Origin of the sequence: Vibrio sp. J502, from assembly GCF_025397955.1 — a bacterium.
In the GTDB taxonomy this organism is placed as follows: domain Bacteria; phylum Pseudomonadota; class Gammaproteobacteria; order Enterobacterales; family Vibrionaceae; genus Vibrio; species Vibrio anguillarum.
Genome location: NZ_CP104554.1, coordinates 343,378 through 367,602 on the forward strand (window position 1 = coordinate 343,378; position 24,225 = coordinate 367,602).

Sequence of the window (24,225 nt, forward strand, 5' to 3'; positions counted from 1 at the left end):
ACAAGTTGAGAGAAATTGTTTTAGGTAGTGAATAAAAATAAATACTCATAAAGGGTAAGGAATAGGTTATTTGTGCGATGCTTCAAAGTTATGACTATTCGCTAGCCTTTATGATTCAAATCCTTCCAAATAAAACGACTTATCAGAGGATTGGTCATGGCATCAGGTTCCGAAAAAATGCTAGACTATTGCACCTAATGGATCTCATACCATACTTGTGATGAGGTTATTAAAAGGATGTTGCGGTTCTGGCGTTTAAAACAAGCCAAAATCGGACACAGAAATGTCGTGTCTAAGGCTGGTTTAACTTTCATTTGGCCTCTTATCAAGAACGACCATGAAAGATAAACAAGCCTTGAACTTACGCAATTAAAAGAATCTTTTTCCCGATAAAATAGTGCAAGTGCGTATGATTACAATAAAAAGGGGTTTGGACCTTCCTATTGCAGGAACTCCTTCCCAGGTGATTAATGATGGTAAGACCATCACTAAAGTCGCCTTGCTTGGCGAAGAGTACGTTGGCATGCGTCCTACCATGCATGTTCGCGTAGGCGATGAAGTAAAGAAAGCTCAAATTCTTTTTGAAGATAAAAAGAATCCGGGTGTTAAATTTACTTCACCAGCAAGCGGTAAGGTTATCGAAGTCAATCGTGGCGCCAAACGTGTCCTACAATCCGTAGTGATTGAAGTGGCAGGTGATGAGCAAATCACGTTCGATAGCTTTGAAGCTAGCCAACTAGCAAGTATTGACCGTCAAACGGTTAAAACTCAGTTAGTTGAGTCTGGTCTTTGGACTGCGTTGCGTACTCGTCCGTTTAGCAAGGTTCCAGCAATTGAGTCTTCAACTCAGGCTATTTTTGTGACAGCAATGGATACCAATCCATTAGCGGCAAAACCTGAGACGATCATTAATGAGCAATCTGAAGCATTCGTCGCTGGTCTCGATATCCTTTCAACTCTGACTGAGGGCAAGGTTTACGTCTGTAAATCTGGTACTAGCTTACCACGCTCTTCACAGCCAAACGTTGAAGAACATGTGTTTGATGGCCCACACCCTGCTGGTCTTGTAGGGACTCACATGCATTTCCTCTATCCAGTAAATGCAGTCAATGTGGCGTGGAGCATCAATTACCAAGACGTGATTGCGTTTGGTCAATTGTTCTTAACCGGTGAGCTATACACACAACGAGTGGTGTCGCTTGCAGGACCCGTAGTCAACAAACCTCGTCTTGTCCGTACTCAGATTGGTGCTAGCCTCGAAGAGTTAACGGATAACGAATTGATGCCGGGCGAAGTTCGTGTCATCTCTGGTTCTGTACTTTCTGGTGTGAAAGCGGCGGGGCCTGTAGCTTATCTTGGTCGTTACCACCTCCAAGTATCGGTTCTGCGTGAAGGTCGTGACAAAGATTTTCTTGGTTGGGCAATGCCTGGCAAGAACAAATTTTCAGTCACTCGCTCTTTCCTTGGTCATCTATTCACAGGTCAGTTGTTCAACATGACAACCACAACCAATGGTAGTGATCGTGCGATGGTACCTATTGGTAACTATGAAAAAGTGTTGCCACTAGATATGGAACCAACGCTCCTACTTCGTGACCTATGTGCAGGTGACATCGATAGCGCTCAACGTCTCGGTGCCCTTGAACTGGACGAAGAAGATCTCGCATTGTGTACCTTTGTATGTCCTGGTAAATATGAATATGGTCAGCTACTTCGTGAGTGCCTAGACAAGATTGAGAAGGAAGGGTAATTTTCATGGGCCTTAAAAAGTTTCTTGAAGACATCGAGCATCATTTTGAACCTGGCGGCAAACATGAAAAATGGTTTGCCTTGTATGAAGCAGCCGCAACGCTTTTTTATACGCCTGGTTTAGTTACAAAACGAAGCTCACACGTTCGTGATAGCGTTGACCTCAAACGCATCATGATCATGGTTTGGCTAGCGGTATTCCCAGCGATGTTCTGGGGTATGTATAACGTTGGTCACCAATCGATTACTGCACTTAACCATCTGTATTCTGGCGCTGAATTGGCGACAGTCATCAGTGGTAACTGGCACTATTGGCTAACTGAAATGCTTGGCGGTACATTAAGTACGCAAGCCGGTTGGGCAAGTATGATGCTGCTCGGTGCGACTTACTTCCTACCTATCTACGCCACGGTATTCTTGGTCGGTGGTTTTTGGGAAGTGCTGTTTTGTATGGTGCGTAAGCATGAAGTTAACGAAGGTTTCTTTGTAACTTCAATTTTGTTTGCTCTGATTGTTCCACCCACACTGCCTTTATGGCAAGCCGCTTTAGGGATTACCTTTGGCGTGGTTGTTGCCAAAGAAATCTTTGGTGGTACCGGGCGTAACTTCCTAAACCCAGCATTAGCCGGTCGTGCTTTTCTATTCTTCGCCTACCCAGCACAGATCTCTGGTGACGTTGTTTGGACAGCTGCAGATGGTTTTTCAGGTGCAACGGCGCTAAGCCAATGGGCTCAAGGTGGTAACGGTGCTCTGATCAATAAGGTCACTGGCGAAGCCATTACTTGGATGGACGCATTTGTTGGTAACATTCCTGGCTCTATCGGTGAAGTATCGACGTTAGCACTGGCGATTGGCGCGGCATTTATTGTCTACATGGGCATTGCTTCATGGCGCATTATTGCGGGTGTTATGGTAGGTATGATTGCCATATCAACGCTGTTCAATGTTATTGGTTCAGACACAAATGCAATGTTTAATATGCCTTGGCATTGGCACCTAGTACTTGGTGGCTTTGCGTTTGGTATGTTCTTCATGGCAACCGACCCAGTATCGGCTTCATTTACTAACAAAGGTAAATGGGCATACGGTATTTTGATTGGTGCAATGTGTGTGATGATTCGTGTGGTTAACCCAGCTTACCCAGAAGGTATGATGCTGGCGATCTTATTTGCGAACCTATTTGCACCTTTGTTTGACCATATTGTGATTGAGAAGAACATCAAACGGAGACTAGCACGCTATGGCAAGTAATAACGATAGCATTAAAAAAACGCTGTTTGTTGTTATCGCATTGAGCTTAGTGTGCTCAATCATCGTATCGACAGCAGCGGTTGGCCTGCGTGACAAGCAAAAAGTTAACGCAGTACTTGATAAGCAAAGCAAGATTGTTGAAGTTGCAGGCATTAACGAGTCTGGTAGCGTGCCAGAGCTTTTTGCTAAATACATTGAACCTCGTTTGATTGATTTTAAAACCGGGAACTTTGTTGATGGCGATGCAACGGCCTATGATCAACGCAAAGCTTCTAAAGACCCAGCTCAATCTATCAAGCTAACAGCGGAACAAGATAAAGCGAAGATTATTCGTCGTGCCAATACTGGGGTTGTTTACCTAGTGAAAAGTGGCGACGAGATTTCTAAAGTGATTGTTCCCGTTCACGGTAATGGTTTGTGGTCAATGATGTACGCATTTGTGGCTGTAGAAACCGATGGTAATACCGTTTCCGGCATTACTTACTACGAACAAGGTGAAACTCCGGGATTGGGTGGTGAAGTTGAAAACCCATCATGGCGAGCTCAATTTGTTGGCAAGAAATTGTTTGATGACAACCACCAACCTGCAATTAAAGTTGTGAAAGGTGGCGCTCCTGCCGGATCTGAGCATGGCGTTGATGGACTTTCTGGCGCAACACTGACCAGTAACGGTGTTCAACACACTTTCGACTTCTGGTTAGGTGATATGGGCTTTGGTCCATTCCTAGCAAAAGTTCGTGACGGAGGTTTGAACTAATGTCTAGCGCAAAAGAGATTAAAAAGAGCATTCTAGCGCCAGTGTTGGATAACAACCCAATTGCACTTCAAGTGCTTGGTGTCTGTTCTGCCCTTGCGGTAACCACTAAATTGGAAACGGCGTTTGTTATGACGCTAGCCGTTATGTTTGTAACGGCTTTCTCTAACTTATTCGTTTCGTTAATTCGTCACCACATACCTAACAGTGTGCGTATCATCGTTCAGATGGCGATCATTGCTTCATTGGTTATTGTTGTTGACCAGATCCTACGTGCTTATTTATACGATATCTCGAAACAGCTATCGGTGTTCGTAGGGTTGATCATTACTAACTGTATCGTAATGGGCCGTGCTGAAGCATTTGCAATGAAGTCGGCACCGATTCCTTCCTTTATCGATGGTATCGGTAATGGTCTGGGTTATGGTTTTGTATTGATCACTGTTGGTTTCTTCCGCGAACTTCTTGGTTCAGGCAAGCTATTTGGAATGGAAGTTCTACCTCTTGTGAAAGATGGTGGCTGGTATCAACCTAACGGTTTGATGCTGCTAGCACCTTCGGCATTCTTCCTAATTGGCTTCATGATTTGGGCGATTCGCACGTTCAAACCTGAACAACTAGAAGCGAAGGAGTAAGGGCGTTATGGAACATTATATCAGTTTGCTTGTTCGATCGATTTTTATCGAAAACATGGCACTCTCTTTCTTCTTGGGTATGTGTACATTTCTTGCTGTATCTAAGAAAGTAAAGACATCGTTTGGTTTAGGGATTGCGGTTACTGTTGTTCTGACCATTTCAGTACCAGTGAATAACTTGGTTTATAACTTGTTACTTAAACCGGGTGCATTGGGTGAAAATATTGATCTTACATTTCTAAATTTCATTACCTTTATCGGTGTTATTGCCGCATTGGTACAGATCTTAGAGATGATATTGGATCGTTTTTTCCCACCTTTGTATAACGCGCTGGGCATTTTCTTACCTTTAATCACAGTGAACTGCGCCATTTTTGGTGGTGTATCTTTCATGGTTCAGCGTGATTATAACTTTGCTGAATCCGTCGTTTACGGTTTCGGTTCGGGTGTGGGTTGGATGTTAGCGATTGTCGCTCTTGCCGGTATCCGTGAGAAAATGAAATATTCAGATGTACCTCCGGGTTTACGTGGTTTAGGGATTACCTTCATCACGGCGGGTCTAATGGCGTTAGGCTTTATGTCTTTCTCTGGTGTTCAACTGTAAGTCGGGTAAACCGCAACAATTAAGGAATAGTCAATGGACATTATTCTTGGTGTAGTGATGTTTACCCTGATTGTTCTAGCACTCGTTTTGGTAATTCTATTTGCTAAATCTAAGCTAGTTCCAACAGGCGACATTACAATTTCAATTAACGGTGATGCAGATAAGTCTATTGTGACTAATCCAGGTGGTAAGCTACTGAGCGTACTTGCAGGCTCTGGTGTCTTTGTATCATCGGCGTGTGGTGGTGGCGGCTCTTGTGGTCAATGCCGTGTAAAAGTGAAATCTGGCGGTGGTGATATTCTTCCTACTGAACTTGATCACATTACTAAAGGTGAAGCTCGTGAGGGTGAACGTTTAGCGTGTCAAGTGGCTGTGAAAACAGACATGGATATTGAACTTCCTGAAGAAATTTTTGGTGTTAAAAAGTGGGAATGTACCGTTATCTCTAACGACAACAAAGCCACCTTCATTAAAGAGCTTAAACTTCAGATCCCTGATGGCGAGTCAGTACCTTTCCGTGCTGGTGGTTACATTCAGATCGAAGCGCCAGCACACCACATCAAATATTCAGATTTTGACGTGCCAGAAGAGTATCGTGGCGATTGGGACAAATTTAACCTGTTCCGCTACGAGTCAAAAGTTGATGAAGACATTATTCGTGCTTACTCAATGGCGAATTACCCTGAAGAGTTCGGTATTATTATGCTAAACGTGCGTATTGCTACGCCGCCGCCTAATAATCCCAATGTGCCACCGGGTCAGATGTCTTCTTACATTTGGTCACTGAAAGAAGGTGATAAATGTACTATTTCTGGTCCATTTGGTGAGTTCTTTGCCAAAGATACGGATGCAGAAATGGTCTTTATCGGTGGTGGTGCGGGCATGGCTCCAATGCGCTCACACATCTTCGATCAGCTTAAGCGTTTAAAATCTACCCGTAAGATGTCTTATTGGTATGGTGCGCGCTCTAAGCGTGAGATGTTCTACGTTGAAGATTTTGACGGCCTTGCAGCTGAAAACTCGAATTTCGTATGGCACTGTGCGCTTTCTGATCCAATGCCTGAAGATAACTGGGATGGATACACAGGTTTCATCCACAATGTATTGTATGAAAACTATCTGAAAGACCATGAAGCGCCTGAAGATTGTGAATACTACATGTGTGGTCCACCGATGATGAATGCGGCTGTGATTGGCATGCTGAAAAACCTTGGTGTAGAAGATGAGAACATCCTTCTTGATGACTTCGGTGGTTAATTCACTGAAGTAAGTAAAACCCATGGCTGGCTCTGATGAGTCAGCCATTGTTTTTTTCAAGTTTTAGTTTTGCCTTGTGGCTTTGAATTCCAACTCAGTTAACATAGAAAATAGGTGTAGGAATTTCTTTTCTATAACCACTTCTTTTCTATATTCACTTTCATTTTTAGGAGTAAACAAGTGAAAAAATGGCTTGTTGCGTTAGCTTCTCTATTCATCTTAGCGGGTTGTGAAAAATCGGTTGAGCAAGTTCATCTCAGTGGCCCTACTATGGGCACGACTTACAATATTAAGTACCTGAAAGCTGAAGGGATCCCTAGCTCGGAGGCTCTCCAAAAGGAAGTTGATCGGTTATTGGAAGAAGTGAACGATCAAATGTCGACCTATCGTAAAGATTCTGAGCTCAGCCGTTTTAATCAATATCAAGGAACGGAACCTTTTACGGTTTCTTCTCAAACCGCAACCGTGGTGAAAGAAGCGCTGCGTCTTAACGGTCTTACTTTAGGTGCATTGGATGTCACTGTTGGTCCTTTGGTTAACCTATGGGGTTTTGGCCCTGAAGCTCGTCCTGATGTGGTGCCAAGCGATGCTGAATTGGCTGAGCGTAAAAACAATATAGGCATTGAGCATCTTAGCGCAACCGACACTACGTTAAGTAAAGATCTTCCTAATCTCTATGTGGACCTTTCAACTATTGCGAAAGGATGGGGAGTCGACGTGGTCGCTGACTACATTCAATCACAAGGCATTGCCAATTACATGGTTGAAGTCGGTGGTGAGATGCGCTTAAAAGGCGTAAATCGAGAAGGCGTACCTTGGCGAATCGCTATAGAAAAACCGACAGTTGATGAACGTACCGCTCAAGAGATCATTGAACCTGGTGATCTGGCAATTGCCACTTCAGGTGATTACCGTAATTATTTTGAGCAAGATGGTGTGCGTTATTCTCACATTATCAATCCAATCACTGGCAAACCCATCCATAATAAAGTGGTATCAGTTACCGTTTTGGATGCATCTTCAATGACGGCAGATGGCCTAGCGACTGGATTAATGGTACTAGGAGAGACGAAAGGTATTGAGGTTGCAGAGCAATACAATATTCCTGTGTTCATGATTGTGAAAACAGAACAAGGTTTTGAAGAGATTGCCTCCAGCGCATTTAAGCCATTTCTAAATAAAAAGTGAGTTAAGTTATGAATACTTTTTTCATTACATTCAGTGTATTTCTGTGTGTCATTGCCGCGATGGCGGTTGGCTATGTCTTTCAAAAGAAAGTAGTCAAAGGCAGCTGTGGTGGATTAGGTGCTGTTGGCATTGAAAAAGTGTGCAATTGCCCAGAGCCTTGTGATGCACGTAAAAAACGCGAAGCTAAGGCCGCAGCAAGAGCTGAAAAGTTAGCGCATTGGGAAAAAGATCGTATCGCCTGAGCTACGATTGAAGAGCCTGTTTTGTGCAGGCTCTTTAATTTTTAAAAGCAATTCATTTCAATCCATAGAAACCAAGAATATACTGTTCATGTATACAGTCATTTGATGGTTTTGAATTGGAAAATAAAATCAAAAAAATTATCCATATTGATATGGATTGTTTCTACGCTGCGGTAGAAATGCGTGATAACCCCGAATATAGGCATCGCCCTCTAGCCGTTGGTGGTCATGAAAAGCAGCGTGGTGTGTTAAGTACTTGCAATTATGAAGCGAGGAAATTTGGCGTTCGTTCCGCAATGCCGACCGCTCAAGCTTTAAAATTATGCCCCAATCTGCTGGTCGTTCCGGGGCGAATGTCGGTATACAAAGCTATCTCCATTCAAATCCGACAGATATTCGAACGTTATACTTCCATTATTGAGCCGTTATCATTAGATGAAGCATTTCTTGATGTGAGTGATTCACCGCTATGTCAAGGAAGCGCAACATTGATAGCTCAAGCTATTCGCCATGATATTCACAACGAACTCCAACTGACCGCCTCTGCAGGTGTAGCACCTGTAAAATTTTTGGCTAAAGTGGCCTCTGATATGAATAAGCCTAACGGCCAATTTGTAATACCACCCGATAAAGTACAGCAGGTGGTCGATTCATTGCCGCTAGAGAAAATACCCGGTGTCGGTAAGGTTAGTCTGGAAAAGTTGCACCAAGCGGGTTTTTATAAGTGTGAAGATATCAAGCTAACGGACTATCGAGAGCTACTTCGTAACTTTGGCAGATTAGGCGCTTCACTATGGAAGAAAAGTCATGGAATTGATAATCGCGAAGTCGTGACAGAGAGAGAGCGCAAATCATTAGGTGTCGAAAGAACATTTAGTCAAAATATCTCAAGTTATGAAGAGTGCTGGCAGGTGATTGAACATCATCTCTATCCAGAGATAAAAGCGAGGTTAGACAGAGCGAGTGTTGATGGGTCGATTGTCAAACAAGGGATCAAAGTCAAGTTTGCCGATTTTCAACTTACGACGATTGAGCATCTTCATCCACAGTTAGAGCTCAATGATTTTCGAACCCTTTTGGAGAATATTTTGTTGCGGCAAAATGGGCGAGAAATTCGCTTACTTGGTTTACAGGTGATGTTAAAGCCAGAAATGCTCAATAAGCAGCTCAGTTTTTTTTAAATTAGTGAAACAAACTAACATTTATGTCATTAAATTGACGGTTTTAGGTTGAAATCATTTATATTGCTAGCGAGAAGCACTAACTCATCAAATATCCACACCTGATATGGTTAGTCATAAAACGATCGATGAGAGAAAACAATGAAAAAAGTAGTGTTAGTCACTTTAATGTTGCTGAGCTCCCCTTTGTGGGCAGCGCAGTGCCGAGTTGATGTGAACCATGAAGTTCACCTTGATGGTGATAAGGTTGAAATTCTTAAAACGAGCACCGACACTGTTTTGATAGATAAACAGAATAATCTCTATATCCGTGGTGAAAAGATGGAACTCGACAGTGAGCAGAAAACGGCCCTTGAGCAGTATAGAGAAAGCATGAATGCTTCATTGCCTAAAGTAAAACAGATGGCGAGTGATGGCTTAGCGTTGGCGAATGATATTTTGGATGATGTTGCGAAAAGTATTGAATCTCCCAACGCCTTCGATAGCGCCAAGCAATCCATGGCTGCTTTTTTTACTAATATTGAATCTCGTTATTATAAAGATGGCGAGCTGGTTCTCCCTGCGCAGACTTTTGAATCAATGACGCAAACTTGGGCCGATGATTTTGAAAAAGCGAAAGCTTTATTTAACAAAGAGTTTATATCCGGTGCCTTCGATGCTCTTTCACTGAAAATGAGAGAAGAGGGTGGATTAAATATCACAAAATTGACCGATACCATGGCGGACTTAAAAGTTAAGTTAGCCGAGCGAATTCAAGAAAACGCCGCCACAATTCAAAAAGAGAGTCGTGATTTTTGTGAGTCTCTTGATGATATGGTTGAGCAGGAGCAACAACTGCACCAAAAAATACCAGTATTAAAAGATTATCAAGTCTTTACCATCTAAACTTAAAGAGCACATTCGGTGCTCTTTATTTGTGTCTATGATGTTAGGTTAATTTACTGGTATGGATGTTGTTTAATAATTTTAGCTTGAGACGGTTAACAGCATTAGTTTCAATAGCCTTCGTTGTGCTGTTTATTTTGTGTTATCTGCTATTTAAGTTTATGTGGTCTTATGATCGCGCCGTTGAAGATGCTCTTTCCTTGCAACGAGGTGAGGTTAACCGAGTTCGAACTGTTCTTAATATGCAAAAAACGGACATGGGGGCATCGTTGGCTGATTATGCCGCATGGAATGAAATGGCCGATTTTATTGCTAAGCCTAATGATGATTTTATTCGCGACAGTATTGGTACTCACATCTTTGAATCCAAGTCATTAGACGGTATTTTTATTTTTAATCCAGATGTGCAATTAGTTTGGGGCCAGCGCTACGACTATGAGACTGGCCATGAAGCCAGTTATGATGCGATTCGATATAATTTTGGTGATATTTTAGCGGACGCGATGAAAGCACCAAAAGATTTCATCAAACCGAATCTCAGTTTTATCGTGATAGACGACAAACCTTTTATCGTTGCAACCTCTCGGGTTTGTAATAGTGACGCAAAGGAATGCGACAAAGGTTATTTACTTTTTTTAAAAAGGATCAGTGGACAGTTTATCAATGAGCTTGTGATTGCAACTGGGGTGAATGTGGAAGTGATGCTGATCAAAAGTCTTAATGATCAAACAGTTGCAGCGCCACATGAAGATAATATCTCTTACCTTGAAATGCTTGATTATCGCAATCGTCTTACTGTGTTGATTAAAGTAAGTCATACCGTTAAAGTCCCACCGTTTATTCAATGGCAGGAGCTGTCTGGGCTTGCTTCATTCTCTATCCTAATGTTTTTCTTGAACTTAGTTGTAGCGAATAAAGTAGTCAAGCCAATCAATGATGCCAATCAAGTACTGGATCAATTTAAAGCATCGGGTGGAAAGATGCCTAGTGAGCGATCCTTCATATCGAAGGAAATGAAAGAGTTTTCTCGTACGATGAACCAAATAGTATGGGAGCTGGAAACCAGTCGGCGTGAATTAAAATGGCAATCAGAGCACGATCCACTCACACGTATTGCGAACCGCCGTCGTTTAGAAAAGGTCTTTAAAAGCTATATTGTTGATTATCAATTTAGATATATCGTATTGTTTTTAATCGATATTGACTATTTTAAATTGTTCAATGATCACTACGGCCACTTAGAGGGTGATGAAGCATTGAAATCTGTTGCGACCAGCTTAAAAAAATTGGATTTTGGCGGTGAAAAACTGGTTGCTCGATTTGGTGGAGAAGAGTTTTGTGTAGTTTTGGCGAGCGACATCGAAATTGATGGTCAAGCTTATGCTAAACGACTGATCGAATCGGTTGAATCGCTGCGCATCACCCACCAATTTTCCCCGGCGAAGAAGACGCTTTCAATCAGCGTTGGAGGGGTTGAAATTGATACCCGACAGCTGAATCACTATCTAGATTTCTTTCATGTGGCTGATAGAGCACTTTATGCAGTCAAAGCACAAGGAAGAGGTCGTTATCTCGTGCAAAAATTCACCTCTAATCTCCCGTTAACATTGCCTGTTCAATAATCTTTACGCAGTAAATTCTGTTTATTTTTGCAATGCTTGTTTAATAAATAAGCAGTGGAATTGCTCTATTTGGTTGCCTGTATTACCGTACTAGCTAACTAGTCTATTGATATTTGTGTGAGTGGTATGACACAGTCTGATTCTCGTGAACATTTTGGTTCACGTCTTGGTTTTATTCTTGCGGCGGCGGGTGCGGCAGTTGGCCTAGGTAATATCTGGGGCTTTCCAACCCAAGCGGCAAGCAACGGCGGCGGCGCATTCTTATTGGTTTATTTGGTGATGATCATGGTCGTTGCCTTCCCTATGTTAGTGGTTGAAATGGCGATAGGCCGTTTTGGGCAAGCAAACCCTGTTGATAGCATGCGCTCATTAACGCCTCATCCACTAGGTAAAATGGTCGGTGGCTTTGTCGGTTGGATTGGTTTGAGTGTTCCGAGTGCGGTACTGGCGTTTTACAGCATCGTCGGTGGCTGGCTAATCTGCTTTTTACTCGGTGCGATGACAGAGTTATTGGGTTTTGTGGAAATCACAGCTTGGTTGAAAGGGTTTAGTGTTGAGCGTAACTTATTCGGAACCTTAGTGTTTTATATTTTGACGATTCTAATCGTGCAAGGTGGTGTTAAAGACGGGATTGAGAAATGGTCAACGCGTTTAATGCCTGCATTGTTTGTACTGTTTGGTGTGCTGTTTGTTTACATCATGATGCAAACTGGTGCGATGGAAGGTTTACAACACTATTTGGTCCCTGATTTTTCAAAGGTGTTTGACAGACATCTTTTACTGGCGGCAATGGGACAAGGCTTTTTTTCATTAACCATTGGTGGCTGCTCGATGCTGATTTACGGCTCTTATCTGAGTAAGCAAGAAAACCTGCCGAAGATGGCACTAAATGTGACTTTAGTTGATACTGCCGTGGCTTTCATTGCTGGCCTTGTTGTGTTGCCTGCGATGTTTGTTGCGATGCATAAAGGTGTGGAAATCTATGCCGCTGACGGTTCTTTACTAAATTCAGACACGCTCGTTTTTACCGTGTTGCCATTGATGTTTGATAGCCTTGGTTGGATGGGGCAGGTGTTTGCTATCGTATTTTTCACTTTACTGACGATCGCCGCGTTAACCTCTTCTATCTCTATGCTGGAATGCCCTGTAGCCTTAGTCAGCGAGCGTTTTAATACGAAACGCGCACCAACAAGCTGGGTATTAGGCGCGTTAATTGCGCTAGTCAGTGTCGTTATTGTTTATAATTTTGGTGCGCTATTTGGCTTAGTGGCAACGGTTGCGACGCAATATTTGCAGCCGACAGCTGCGCTGATGTTCTGCCTATTTGGCGGTTGGGTATGGCGTCGTCACGCGAAGGTCAAAGAGTTAGAACAAGGTTTCCCTGAGTTCCAATTGGGTTGGTTTGGTAAAATCTGGCCTTGGTACGTGAAATTTGTCTGCCCTGTATTAGTGGCTACGGTGATTTGGGCTTCGTTCGGTTAATGAATTACTTTTTTCCTCCCACCCACACTTAAACAGCATAAAGCCCTTTGAATAAGGGCTTTATTATTGAACTTATGTGTCTCTATTGTTTAGAGTTATCGACTATTTAGACCATCGACGGTGGCATCAAGTGTCCCGTGGTCAGAGGTTCTAAATCGCTGTCTGCGACCTCTTCAATAAAATCGCCCACGACTTGCTCAACCATCTCATCGCTTTGCGAGAAGTAGGCGAGATGGAATACGGCATCCCCTTCATTAACAAGAGGCAGAGTTTGTTGGCCAATCACAATACCACCCTTATTGGCTCTTAATTCGACTTCAACATGACCAAGCGGTGAGTTGATATAGGCAAGCACTTGTCCTTTTTCGACCTTGTCACCAAGCGTCACCACAGTGCGCAAGATGCCATCGCTCTCGGCTCTGAGCCAACTGGTTGATTTTGCGATGATCGATGTCGGTACGGCCTTGCGACTTTTGCGCATCATACCAATGGCTTGCATGGTGCGTTTCACACCGACAATACCCGCATTGATGGCAATAGGTTCAAATTTTAGCGCTTCACCTGCTTCATAAGTTAATACTGTGATGCCTGATTTCTCTGCTTCACTTCTGAGCGAGCCATTACGCAGTGGAGAGTCGATGATCACTGGGGTTGCAAATGCTTGGGCAATACGCAAGGTTTCAGGATTAGTGAGATCGGCGCGGATTTGTGGCAAATTCGTGCGATGAATAGCACCAGTATGCAGGTCGATGATGTAATCACAACGTAAAGCGACTTGGGAAAAGAAAATATGTGCAATGCGAGAGGCGAGGGAGCCAGTTTCACTTCCAGGGAAGCAGCGATTGAGATCGCGTCGATCAGGAAGGTAGCGAGATTTATGAATAAAGCCAAAGGCATTGACGATGGGGACAACAATCAGTGTCCCTTTTAGTTTTTGCGGGTCAATGGAGTTGATCAGTTGACGGACTATTTCAACGCCGTTCAGTTCATCACCATGGATGGCGGCATTGACCATTAAGGTTGGGCCAGTGGATATTCCATTAATGATTTCGATAGGGATAGAGAGTGGCGAGTGTGTATAAAGCTTAGCCGCTTCTAGCTCCATTGCCTTGCGCGTTCCTGGGGGAACTGAATCCCCCAGGAAATGAAATGCTGTGTTTTTCCTAACCTTTGCCACGTGTTTTTGTCCCTTTCGTTGCCGCATTTTTTTCAATAAATTCGACAATCAACCCGGCGATATCTTTACCAGTAGCGGCTTCAATACCTTCAAGACCTGGCGATGAATTGACTTCCATCACTAATGGGCCACGTTCCGATCGCAAAAGATCCACACCCGCAACATTGAGACCCATAATCTTCGCCGCATCGATAGCCGTCTTACGTTCTAGAGGGGTGATTTTTACCAAAGAGGCCGTTCCGCCGCGGTGTAGGTTAGAGCGAAACTCACCATCGGCACCTTGCCGTTTCATGGCTGCGATAACTTTGTCGCCAATAACGAAACAGCGAATATCGGCGCCACCAGCCTCTTTGATGTACTCTTGCACCATGATATTGGCTTTCAAGCCCATGAACGCTTCGATCACACTTTCTGCTGCTTTGCGTGTTTCCGCTAACACTACACCGATGCCTTGAGTTCCTTCAAGTAATTTAATTACTACCGGTGCTCCTCCGACCATGTCGAGTAAGTCTTTGACATCATCGGGTTTGCTGGCGAAACCAGTAATTGGCATACCAATGCCGCGACGAGACAATAGCTGCATTGAGCGAAGTTTATCTCTGGAACGGCTAATAGCCACAGATTCATTGACGGGATAAACCCCCATCATTTCAAATTGGCGTAATACCGCAGTACCGTAAAACGTAACGGATGCACCAATACGAGGAATGACTGCATCAAAACCCGCTAACTCTTCACCTTTAAAGTGAATTTCGGGTTTTTCAGAATTGATATTCATATAGCAACGCAGCCCATCAATCACTTTGACTTGGTGGCCACGGCTTTTACACGCTTCAATCAGACGCTTGGTTGAATACAACGAAGCATTACGTGACAGAATACCAATTTTCATTATTTGCTCTCCTCGAAAGCGATTAAAAACGATTTAGTTGGATTAACTAAAATTCGACGGTGCATTGCGGTGCGACCTAATAGCATACGAAAACCCATATTTTCGCGATTGGTTAACGTTATTTCAATGGGCCAAGTTTGGCCGCCCAAACTAACGTCTGATTGAATAACGTAACGTGACTCTTCATGGCCACCGGAATCACGGACGATTCGTTCATCAATGACTTTAGCTTCGCACACTGTGACCTTGTCATTATTGCGCTGCACAGGGTGGATCCAAAAGCGAACCCAAAGAGTCTCTTCCTTGATGAAGCTCTCTACCTTAAATGCGTGTAAGCACGACGTGCGGGCTCCGGTATCGACTTTGGCATTAATTTGCTCAATACCTAACCCTGGAAGGCTGAGAGTTTCTCGCCATCCGACAATCATTTCTTCTTTCATCGCAGTTTCAATATTTTTGGAGAATGTAAGACGCCGCTAAGGAGTAGCCGCATCCCCGATACAACTTTTAAATGGTGTTATCGCTTGAAGAGAGTGTGGTGAATAACTCTAGGAACTTCAAGGGGGCGAACTCTAGCAGTCACAAAAAATGTGCGCTAATGAAATTAATTTGCCTTATCGATAAAATTAATTGATAGAAAAAGAGGTAAGGATTGATGCCGAATTCCGCTGCCAAAGCAAGATATTCATCAACTTGCTATTACACGCTGGTTGAAGAATTCGACATCAGAGTGGGTTAAACTTTCGCTGGAATATGCTCTAGTAGGGCAACCATTTGCTCCCAGAAAAGGTCGACTGTGTCGATCTTCACTTTCTCATCCGGTGAGTGAGGGAATTTAATGGTTGGGCCAAACGAAACCATATCCATTTCTGGGTAAGGTTTTTTGAAAAGACCACATTCTAGGCCAGCATGGATCACCATGATATTCGGTTTATGACCGTAAATACCTTGGTACATGTCTCTGAAAATAACCATGATCTCTGAATCGGCATCTGGTTTCCAGCCCGGATAAGCACCAGTAAAGGCAATTTCCGCATTCGCTAGCTCAGCAACGGATTTGAGCATGCTTTCAACCTGTTGGCGACCTGAATCAATCAGAGAACGAATAAGGCATAACACAGTCACAGAGTTTTCTTGCGTGGTAATCACACCGACATTCAATGAGGTTTCAACTACGCCTTCAATTTCATCGCTCATCCGGATCACACCGTTTGGACACGCGTTTAATGCGGCAATAAAACGTTGTTGATCAACAAGAGCGAAGACATTTTCTGCATTTTCTTGCGGGTTGTTGAAAGTGACAATTCCTGTTTCGACGCGTCCAAGCTCTTCTTTCACTAGCTGGGTATAGGTGCTAAATAGCTCATCCAGTTTTACCCCATTTTCGGCAGGAATGGCCACGGTGACAAACGCTTCTCGAGGAATGGCGTTACGTAGGCTACCACCGCGAAACTCGATCAAACGTAAATCAAGTTCTTGTGCGTGACTAGCAAGAAAGCGAGCCAGCAGCTTGTTAGCATTCCCACGGCCAGTATGGACGTCACACCCAGAGTGACCTCCTTTTAACCCTTTCAAAATCAATTGATGTGTTACGTAACCAGCAGGCATGGCTTGTCGTTGGATATTAAAAGTCATTGCGCCATCAATACCACCAGCACAGCCCATATATACTTCGCCCTCTTGTTCTGAATCAGTATTGAGCAGGATCTCTCCTTCTAACCAACCCGCTTCAAGGCCGAAAGCACCTGTCATACCCGCTTCTTCATCAATCGTCAGTAACACCTCAATAGGGCCGTGCTTGAGCTCTTTTGACGCGAGAACAGCCAAACATGCTGCCATACCCATACCGTTATCGGCACCTAAAGTGGTTCCTTTGGCTGTTACCCATTCGCCATCGATATACGGTTGGATAGGGTCCTTAGCAAAGTCGTGCTGCGTGTCTTCGTTTTTTTGCGGCACCATATCAATATGAGCTTGTAGAACCACACCTTTCTTATGTTCCATGCCAGCTGTCGCTGGTTTTTTTATGAAAACGTTACCGGTTGGATCTCGGCGTACCGCTAAACCCTGCTCTGTCGCCCACTGGATGATGTGTTGGGCTAAGGCTTCTTCATGCTTAGACGGGTGAGGAATGGAACAGATTTTATCGAAAAATTGCCATACGGGTGCCGATGACAATTTACTGATTTCAGAATAGAACTCAGACACGGAATACTCCTTTTATTCGAGCTTGCCAGATCATGAACAGGCGAAATGTTTCTTTGGTAGCGATATCGACTAGATCTGAGCATGACTTGTAGTGGTGGACAGCATACCACTCTCGACAATCAGCGAGTAGCCTCACCGCTTGAGAATTGTTTTATTGGTGTCACATTAAATCGACTGTAGCGTATAGAAGAGATGACACAATCGGCGATGAGATTCTTCCCCTTACCGCCTAATAATCATTTTTTGCTGATATTTGTGTAATTTAATTACTTAAATCTGTTGATGTAGATCATTAAAATAAAATTATGTGATTTTTATCACGCTAAATATTGTAATTTAATTTCTTGGTGGTATATTTGTAACCAACTTCGAAAGCGAAGAAAAAATGCTCAAAGGATGAGTCCGTTTATCGCCTCCATGGAACCGAGAAATCAAATTTATGTTCAATTGATTTTATAAGGTGATAGTTATGAAAGGTTTACCATCTGCAATGTTCTGGACAAACAAGTCTGTTTACACTGGCAACTTTGCTTACCCAACAAGCTTTGGTTATTAAGACTTTAAGCATGTTATTTGAACTGTATGTTCACCCCCTAGATATTGGAATTTTTTTGTAGTCAGTTTGGCTAAAATGATTCGCCGCCACCTCAGATGAGGTGGCGTTTTTTTATCTCAATGTTCAGCACTTCCTTTACGGCTCAATGGCAATACGATATGGAAATCCGCTTTTTCTTTTTGAAGAAATGAAGCGCGACTAGGTTCATAAGCCATTAATAAAAGCATATTACAGCCTTAATTCTATCTGGAATTTGTGATCTGATCTCTCTATAATCCACAGCCAATCGATTACGCAACCGTTTACTTTTTACCCTTATAGGACTCGATCATGCTCGAAAGGCTATTTAAACTTAGTGAATATGGCACAAACGTGCGCACTGAGGTTATCGCAGGAATAACGACATTTCTCACGATGGCATACATTATCTTTGTTAACCCTGCGATCTTAGCGGATGCCGGCATGGACCGTGGTGCAGTATTTGTTGCTACGTGTCTTGCGGCGGCTATTGGCTGTTTCATCATGGGCTTTGTTGCCAACTACCCAATCGCACAGGCTCCGGGTATGGGGTTAAACGCATTTTTTACTTACGCCGTTGTGCTCGGCATGGGATATACATGGCAAGTTGCGCTGGCGGCGGTATTCGTTTCTGGTGTTCTGTTCATTTTTCTTAGTATCTTTAAAATCCGTGAGTGGATCATCGGTTCGATTCCGATGTCATTACGAACGGGGATCTCGGCCGGTATTGGACTTTTTCTTGCCTTTATTGCCCTGAAAAATGCAGGCATTGTGGTTGATAACCCTGCAACTTTGGTTTCTGTCGGCGCAATTACTTCTCTTCCTGCTGTACTCGGTGCGATAGGTTTCTTCCTGACGATTGCTTTGGTTCATCGTGGTTTAAAGGGGGCCGTAATGATCGCGATTCTTGCGGTTACTGGCCTTGGTTTAGTGTTTGGTGACGTTCAGTGGCATGGCATTATGTCGGCACCACCAAGTATTGCGCCAACTTTTTTGCAGCTTGATTTCTCCGCCATTTTTGAAGTGGGTATGATTTCAGTGGTATTTGCGTTTCTGTTTGTCGATCTATTTGACACGGCTGGCACCTTAGTTGGCGTGGCGCAAAAAGCAGATTTGATTGGTAAAGATGGTAAAATCCCACGTCTAAATAAAGCATTGCTTGCCGATTCTACCGCTACGTCAGTCGGTGCCCTGCTGGGTACATCAAACACAACCTCTTACATTGAAAGTGTGGCGGGTGTTGCTGCTGGCGGGCGCACAGGGCTGACTGCAGTCGTTGTTGGCATTTTGTTCTTACTTGCATTATTCTTCTCGCCATTAGCTGGAATGATCCCTGCGTACGCTACGTCTGGTGCATTATTTTACGTGGCAATTTTGATGCTTTCTGGTTTGGTCAGTATTGATTGGCGCGATTTAACAGAAGCGGCTCCTGTCGTCGTTACCTGTTTATTAATGCCGCTGACATTCTCTATCGCAGAAGGTATTTCTCTTGGTTTCATTGCTTATGCGGCTATCAAACTATTTAGTGGCAAAGGGCGCAGTGTATCGATGAGTGTGTGGGTGATGTCAGCCATCTTCATCTTTAAGTATATCGCCTCTGCAATGTAATGAACGACACAGATTATTTAAATAATTAGGTTTACAACAATGAGCAATAAATTCGTTATCACTTGGGACAACATGCAGACTTACTGTCGTCAATTGGCAGAAAAACAGATGCCTGCAGAGCAATGGAAAGGTATTTGGGCGGTGAGCCGTGGTGGTCTGGTTCCTGGTGCCATATTGGCGCGTGAATTAGGTATTCGCCATGTCGATACGATTTGCATTTCAAGTTACGATCATGATCACCAGCGTGACATGACAGTGATCAAAGCACCTGAAGGTGACGGCGAAGGTTTCTTAATTGTTGAAGATTTGGTCGATAGTGGTGATACCGCACGTAAGCTACGTGAAATGTATCCTAAAGCGAAATTGATTGCGGTGTGTGCGAAGCCTTCTGGCGTAAGCTTGTTAGATGATTATGTTGTGGATATTGCTCAAGATACGTGGATTGAGCAGCCATGGGATATGACGATTCAATACGCAGAACCGATTAACCGTAAACAAAAGTAATGTTTTTCTTTGCGTTTATTTGAAAATGGCCCTTTATCGGGCCATTTTTTTTATTACTATTAGAGCACCGCTCTCAATTGAATCGACTTATGTCTGAATCTAACAGCCAAAACCTTTCTGAAACCTTGTTCCAGAAATACAAGCAAGCCCAAGAAACCTCGGCATTGACCCGTTATATGCCAAGCAGCCAAGAAATTTTGGACCTAAAAAAACAGCAAGAAGGGTACGTTTGGTATCGAAATCTCAGGCGTTTACAGTGGATATGGCAAGGTGTTGATCCAGTAGAGCAAGAAGAAGTTCTCGCCCGTATTGCCTCTTCGAAACATTCGCGAACCGAAGCGGATTGGCTAGATACGGTTATGGGCTATCACAGTGGTAACTGGGCATACGAGTGGACTAAGCTGGGTATGCGTCACCAAAAGCGCGCTAATGGCAAGCAAGATGAAGAGGCGGCTAATGAACTTTTTTCCGCGTCGCTCTGCTTTAGCATTGCTGGTTATCCGCATCTAAAAAATGATAATTTATCCTTACAGGCACAGATACTGTCAAACAGCGCTTATAACGAAGCGGCCAAATTGACTCGTTATGTGATTAAGCAGATTGAAGTACCCTATAAGAACAAAAAAATAGTCGCTAATTTGCATTTGCCCAATACCGATAGGCCTCATCCGGTCGTTTTGGTTAGCGCCGGTTTAGACAGTTTGCAGACGGATATGTGGCGTTTGTTTAGAGATTATCTCGCGCCTAGAGATATTGCGATGTTAACTATTGATATGCCCTCCGTAGGTCATAGCTCCCATTGGCCTTTAACTGAAGATTCTTCATGTCTGCATCAAGCCGTACTCAATGAACTGGAAAGCTTGCCTTGGGTTGATCATCGAAAAGTGGGGCTTGTTGGATTTCGATTTGGTGGTAACTCTATGATCAGGCTCTCTTTTCTAGAGCAAGATAAAATCAAGGCTTGTGTTTCATTAGGGGCACCTATCCACGATATTTTAGCTTCGCCAGAAAAATTGAAAAAAATGCCCAAAATGTATATTGATGTGCTGGCGTCTCGTTTAGGTAAAGACGTGGTGGATATTAATAGCCTTGCTGGGTTGATGCGAGCGTGGTCACTGAAAGTGCAAGGTTTTTTAACCAGTAGGCGAACTAAAGTTCCGATTTTGGCTTTAGGATTAGAAGGTGATCCCATTTCACCCTATTCGGATAATCAATTAGTTGCAATTTTTAGTGAATATGGCAAAGCGAAACAGATAAAAAGCAAAACAATTACACAAGGATATGAGCAATCCCTCGATTTAGCGATAAAGTGGTTAGAAGATGAGCTATTTAGGTGACTTTTCTACTAAATTAGTTAAGCATGATATTGGTATGCGGTAACAAGCATATGATTAATAAAAATAATGATCGTTCTTAACATTGAAATGGAGAGTCAATATGTCAGAAATGACCCACACCCCGACTCATTATCGCTTATTGTCTGCTTTAAAAGCTATTGGACCTTATTTACGAGAAGGCCAATGTCGTGAGGATCACTACTTATTTGATTGCCTTGCGTCTTGCGTTAATGACAAAAAATCCCCAGAGAAACGAGAGTTTTGGGGCTGGTGGCTAGAACTTACTAAGAAAGAATCAGGGTTTGAGGCTAAGTATCATACAGGACGTTACAACTTAGCTGGCGCGTGGGATGCCGACGCGATTCCTAAATCCGTATTTTCTGAAGTCAAACGAACCCAAGAAGAGTTTCATGCCAAATTAGTAGCGAGTCTCTATGAGCGCTTTGAATTGAGTGTTGAGATTGCACAAGATTCCGCTGAATTCGTCTGATTTTCGTTATCCCCTTACCTTCGTGATGAAAAAGGTGCTTTTTAGCACCTTTTCTACTTGTGAATTATTGCTTTGATTGCTAAAACATCAGCTCTTATGTGTTTTCCATTTCAGAAGAAATCATGACAACGAATCAACAAAGCGGAAAAGCGGTGCAACTTCAAACAATCGTTGTGAAGCTAGGAACCAGTGTATTAACCGGTGGTACTTTGGCGTTAGATAGAGCTCATATGGTTGAGCTTGTCCGTCAATGTGCTGAACTGAAAAAGCAAGGCCACTCAGTGGTGATTGTATCGTCGGGCGCAATTGCCGCTGGTCGAGAACACTTAGGTTACCCCGCACTCCCCAACGCAATGGCTAGCAAACAGTTGCTTGCTGCGGTTGGGCAGAGTCAACTGATTCAAGCATGGGAATCTCTTTTTGCCATCTATGGGATTAAAATTGGTCAAATGCTACTGACTCGTGCCGATCTAGAAGATCGTGAGCGTTTTTTGAATGCGCGAGATACCATTAATGCTTTGGTCGAGCACGATATTATTCCTGTGGTCAACGAAAACGATGCCGTGGCAACCAGTGAAATCAAAGTGGGCGACAACGACAATTTGTCAGCTCTGGTCGGTATTTTATGCGGTGCCGATAAACTATTGCTGCTCACTGACCAAAAAGGGCTCTTCACCGCGGACCCGCGTAAAGATCCTAACGCTGAACTAATTAAAGAAGTCAAAACCATTGATGATACCTTGCGTAAAATCGCTGGGGGTAGTGGTACTACGCTTGGCACCGGAGGTATGGCAACTAAGCTTCAGGCCGCTGATATTGCTCGTCGTGCAGGGATTGAAGTCATTATCGCCGCAGGGCGTGCCAGCAACGTTATTTTTGATTCTTTAAGTGATGCGCCGCAAGGCACCCGTTTCTTGCCATGTACCGAAGCGTTAGAAAACCGCAAACGCTGGATTTTAGCGGGTCCTGCCGCTTCTGGTGACATTGTCATTGATGGCGGAGCCGTCAACGCTGTAGTCGCGAATGGTAGTAGCTTATTAGCGAAAGGGGTAGTGAATGTCTGTGGTACTTTTGCACGTGGTGAAGTGGCGCGAGTAACCGATAAACAAGGCGTATTAATTGCCCGTGGCATCGCCGCTTATTCCAGCCAAGACTTAGCCAAAATCGCGGGCAAACACAGCAAAGATATCGGAGGCATTTTAGGTTACGATTATGGCTCAGAAGTCATTCATCGCGATGATCTTGTTGTGATCCAAGAATAGTAAGGAAAAGAAAGTGGATTTAACCATAATGGGTAAAGCCGCCAAACAGGCCGCTTTCCAGCTCGCTACCGTTTCAACGACACAAAAAAACAATGCATTAGCGATCATTGCCGATGAACTGGAGGAGCAGAGCGCCGCGATTTTAAAAGCGAATGCTCAAGATATCGAACTGGCCCGCCAAGCCGGGTTGAACGATGCGATGCTTGATCGCCTATTGCTCAATGAATCGCGCCTGCAAGCCATTGCTAATGACGTGCGTAATGTGATTAATCTCAATGACCCTGTCGGTAGTGAAATCGATAGCCGAGTGCTTGAAAACGGATTGTCATTGTCTCGCCGCCGAGTACCGTTAGGTGTGGTGGGCGTTATTTATGAAGCGCGTCCTAATGTGACCATTGATATTGCGGCATTGTGTTTAAAAACGGGTAACGCCAGTATTTTACGGGGAGGGAAAGAGACCTTTTTCTCCAATATGGCGCTAGTCAACGTTATTCAATCGGCGCTAGAAAAAGCACAACTACCAGCGGCTGCAGTGCAGTATATTGAAAAACCGGAGCGCGAACTGGTTTCACAGCTGCTCAAGCTGGATGAATATGTTGATATGATCATTCCGCGCGGCGGCGCTAGCCTACATAAAATGTGCAAAGAAAACAGCACGATTCCGGTGATTATTGGTGGTTTTGGCATTAGCCATATTTTTGTTGACCAATCGGCGGATCTGGACAAATCAGTCGAGGTAATTGAAAACGCCAAAATTCAGCGCCCTTCTGCGTGCAACGCACTGGATACTTTGCTGGTTCATCAAGCGATTGCGAGTGAATTTTTGGCAAAACTGGTGCTACGACTTAATGATCAAGTGACCTTCGTTGTTGAGCCAAAAGCCCAAGCCTGCATGAGCCATGCGAAACAGTTGAGAGAGGCCGTTGAAGGCGATTTTGACACCGAATGGCTAAGTTACACTTTGGGCGTCAAAGTGGTCGATGACGTGCAGCAAGCGATTGAACATATGCGTGAACACAATGCAAGCCATTCGGATGCGATCATGACAAATGACCTATTTAATGCAGAGCTGTTTATTAATTCCGCGGGCTCTGCTGCAGTGTATGTCAATGCTTCGACGCGTTTTACCGATGGAGCTCAATTTGGTTTAGGCGCTGAAGTGGCCGTTTCGACCCAAAAATTGCACGCTCGCGGGCCGATGGGCTTAGAAGAGTTGACCAGTTATAAGTGGGTTGGCAAAGCCAATTACTTATCACGTTGTTAAGTTCTTTTCGTTATGGATAACGCAAAGTGTGGTTGTTAACAAAATAGAGATTGAAAAGG

The 24,225-nt window shown here is 43.7% G+C and carries 22 protein-coding genes; 18 read left to right on the forward strand and 4 right to left on the reverse strand.

Annotated elements, in window-relative coordinates; translation table 11 throughout:
• The first annotated feature begins 409 nt into the window (after positions 1 to 409).
• The 12 genes from N5E84_RS01675 to N5E84_RS01730 all read left to right on the forward strand — a co-directional run bounded on the left by N5E84_RS01675 (position 410) and on the right by N5E84_RS01730 (position 12,850).
• Positions 410 to 1,750, forward strand: coding sequence for a Na(+)-translocating NADH-quinone reductase subunit A (locus tag N5E84_RS01675; protein ID WP_026027642.1), 1,341 nt, complete (start codon positions 410 to 412; stop codon positions 1,748 to 1,750).
• Positions 1,751 to 1,755: 5 nt separating this feature from the next.
• Positions 1,756 to 3,000, forward strand: a complete 1,245-nt coding sequence (locus N5E84_RS01680) for an NADH:ubiquinone reductase (Na(+)-transporting) subunit B (protein WP_013856172.1) — start codon at positions 1,756 to 1,758, stop codon at positions 2,998 to 3,000.
• The gene (locus N5E84_RS01685; RefSeq protein ID WP_013856173.1) at positions 2,990 to 3,757 is read left to right on the forward strand and encodes a Na(+)-translocating NADH-quinone reductase subunit C; all 768 of its coding nucleotides are present in this window, start codon (positions 2,990 to 2,992) and stop codon (positions 3,755 to 3,757) included. The genes N5E84_RS01680 and N5E84_RS01685 overlap by 11 nt, the downstream gene beginning before the upstream one ends.
• On the forward strand, positions 3,757 to 4,389 hold the full coding sequence (locus N5E84_RS01690) for an NADH:ubiquinone reductase (Na(+)-transporting) subunit D (protein ID WP_013856174.1): 633 nt from the start codon (positions 3,757 to 3,759) through the stop codon (positions 4,387 to 4,389). Before N5E84_RS01685 ends, N5E84_RS01690 begins: the two co-directional genes overlap by 1 nt.
• A gap of 7 nt (positions 4,390 to 4,396) precedes the next feature.
• The gene (gene nqrE / locus N5E84_RS01695; protein WP_013856175.1) at positions 4,397 to 4,993 is read left to right on the forward strand and encodes an NADH:ubiquinone reductase (Na(+)-transporting) subunit E; all 597 of its coding nucleotides are present in this window, start codon (positions 4,397 to 4,399) and stop codon (positions 4,991 to 4,993) included.
• A gap of 33 nt (positions 4,994 to 5,026) precedes the next feature.
• A complete protein-coding gene (gene nqrF / locus N5E84_RS01700) occupies positions 5,027 to 6,250 on the forward strand; it encodes an NADH:ubiquinone reductase (Na(+)-transporting) subunit F (RefSeq protein WP_013856176.1) in 1,224 nt (407 codons plus the stop codon).
• A gap of 180 nt (positions 6,251 to 6,430) precedes the next feature.
• Positions 6,431 to 7,438: an FAD:protein FMN transferase gene (locus N5E84_RS01705; protein WP_019282323.1), complete on the forward strand. Its 1,008-nt coding sequence runs from the start codon at positions 6,431 to 6,433 to the stop codon at positions 7,436 to 7,438.
• An 8-nt stretch (positions 7,439 to 7,446) separates the two neighbouring features.
• Positions 7,447 to 7,680, forward strand: a complete 234-nt coding sequence (gene nqrM, locus N5E84_RS01710) for a (Na+)-NQR maturation NqrM (RefSeq protein WP_013856179.1) — start codon at positions 7,447 to 7,449, stop codon at positions 7,678 to 7,680.
• A gap of 116 nt (positions 7,681 to 7,796) precedes the next feature.
• Positions 7,797 to 8,861 (forward strand): DNA polymerase IV, encoded by a 1,065-nt coding sequence (dinB, locus tag N5E84_RS01715; RefSeq protein ID WP_017046582.1) that lies wholly within the window; start codon positions 7,797 to 7,799, stop codon positions 8,859 to 8,861.
• Positions 8,862 to 9,002: 141 nt separating this feature from the next.
• Positions 9,003 to 9,746: a YggN family protein gene (locus N5E84_RS01720; RefSeq protein ID WP_019282322.1), complete on the forward strand. Its 744-nt coding sequence runs from the start codon at positions 9,003 to 9,005 to the stop codon at positions 9,744 to 9,746.
• Positions 9,747 to 9,811: 65 nt separating this feature from the next.
• On the forward strand, positions 9,812 to 11,368 hold the full coding sequence (locus N5E84_RS01725) for a diguanylate cyclase (RefSeq protein WP_050934234.1): 1,557 nt from the start codon (positions 9,812 to 9,814) through the stop codon (positions 11,366 to 11,368).
• Between the two features lie 126 nt (positions 11,369 to 11,494).
• The gene (locus tag N5E84_RS01730; RefSeq protein WP_026027641.1) at positions 11,495 to 12,850 is read left to right on the forward strand and encodes a sodium-dependent transporter; all 1,356 of its coding nucleotides are present in this window, start codon (positions 11,495 to 11,497) and stop codon (positions 12,848 to 12,850) included.
• A 106-nt stretch (positions 12,851 to 12,956) separates the two neighbouring features.
• On the opposite strand, the gene N5E84_RS01735 is transcribed toward N5E84_RS01730, so the two are convergent.
• From N5E84_RS01735 to N5E84_RS01750, 4 genes are all read right to left on the reverse strand, one after another.
• Positions 12,957 to 14,054: a succinylglutamate desuccinylase/aspartoacylase family protein gene (locus N5E84_RS01735; protein ID WP_095661316.1), complete on the reverse strand. Its 1,098-nt coding sequence runs from the start codon at positions 14,052 to 14,054 to the stop codon at positions 12,957 to 12,959.
• Positions 14,014 to 14,919 (reverse strand): 30S ribosomal protein S6--L-glutamate ligase, encoded by a 906-nt coding sequence (rimK, locus tag N5E84_RS01740; protein WP_010320145.1) that lies wholly within the window; start codon positions 14,917 to 14,919, stop codon positions 14,014 to 14,016. Before rimK ends, N5E84_RS01735 begins: the two co-directional genes overlap by 41 nt.
• On the reverse strand, positions 14,919 to 15,359 hold the full coding sequence (locus N5E84_RS01745; RefSeq protein ID WP_019282319.1) for an ATP-dependent zinc protease: 441 nt from the start codon (positions 15,357 to 15,359) through the stop codon (positions 14,919 to 14,921). The genes rimK and N5E84_RS01745 overlap by 1 nt, the downstream gene beginning before the upstream one ends.
• Positions 15,360 to 15,654: 295 nt before the next feature.
• On the reverse strand, positions 15,655 to 17,127 hold the full coding sequence (locus N5E84_RS01750; protein WP_019282318.1) for an aminoacyl-histidine dipeptidase: 1,473 nt from the start codon (positions 17,125 to 17,127) through the stop codon (positions 15,655 to 15,657).
• 886 nt (positions 17,128 to 18,013) lie between these two features.
• Here N5E84_RS01750 and N5E84_RS01755 point away from each other — a divergent pair.
• From N5E84_RS01755 to N5E84_RS01780, 6 genes are all read left to right on the forward strand, one after another.
• Positions 18,014 to 19,309, forward strand: a complete 1,296-nt coding sequence (locus tag N5E84_RS01755) for an NCS2 family permease (RefSeq protein ID WP_019282317.1) — start codon at positions 18,014 to 18,016, stop codon at positions 19,307 to 19,309.
• Between the two features lie 39 nt (positions 19,310 to 19,348).
• Positions 19,349 to 19,813 carry an oxytetracycline resistance phosphoribosyltransferase domain-containing protein Tet(34) gene (gene tet(34) / locus N5E84_RS01760; RefSeq protein ID WP_010320141.1) on the forward strand — a complete coding sequence of 155 codons (465 nt, stop codon included), beginning with the start codon at positions 19,349 to 19,351 and terminating at the stop codon, positions 19,811 to 19,813.
• 89 nt (positions 19,814 to 19,902) lie between these two features.
• Positions 19,903 to 21,150 carry an esterase FrsA gene (gene frsA / locus N5E84_RS01765; RefSeq protein WP_069211884.1) on the forward strand — a complete coding sequence of 416 codons (1,248 nt, stop codon included), beginning with the start codon at positions 19,903 to 19,905 and terminating at the stop codon, positions 21,148 to 21,150.
• 100 nt (positions 21,151 to 21,250) lie between these two features.
• The gene (crl, locus tag N5E84_RS01770) at positions 21,251 to 21,640 is read left to right on the forward strand and encodes a sigma factor-binding protein Crl (protein ID WP_026027640.1); all 390 of its coding nucleotides are present in this window, start codon (positions 21,251 to 21,253) and stop codon (positions 21,638 to 21,640) included.
• 122 nt (positions 21,641 to 21,762) lie between these two features.
• Positions 21,763 to 22,902: a glutamate 5-kinase gene (gene proB / locus N5E84_RS01775; RefSeq protein WP_069211885.1), complete on the forward strand. Its 1,140-nt coding sequence runs from the start codon at positions 21,763 to 21,765 to the stop codon at positions 22,900 to 22,902.
• A 13-nt stretch (positions 22,903 to 22,915) separates the two neighbouring features.
• Positions 22,916 to 24,166, forward strand: a complete 1,251-nt coding sequence (locus tag N5E84_RS01780; RefSeq protein WP_019282316.1) for a glutamate-5-semialdehyde dehydrogenase — start codon at positions 22,916 to 22,918, stop codon at positions 24,164 to 24,166.
• The last annotated feature ends 59 nt before the right edge of the window (positions 24,167 to 24,225 follow it).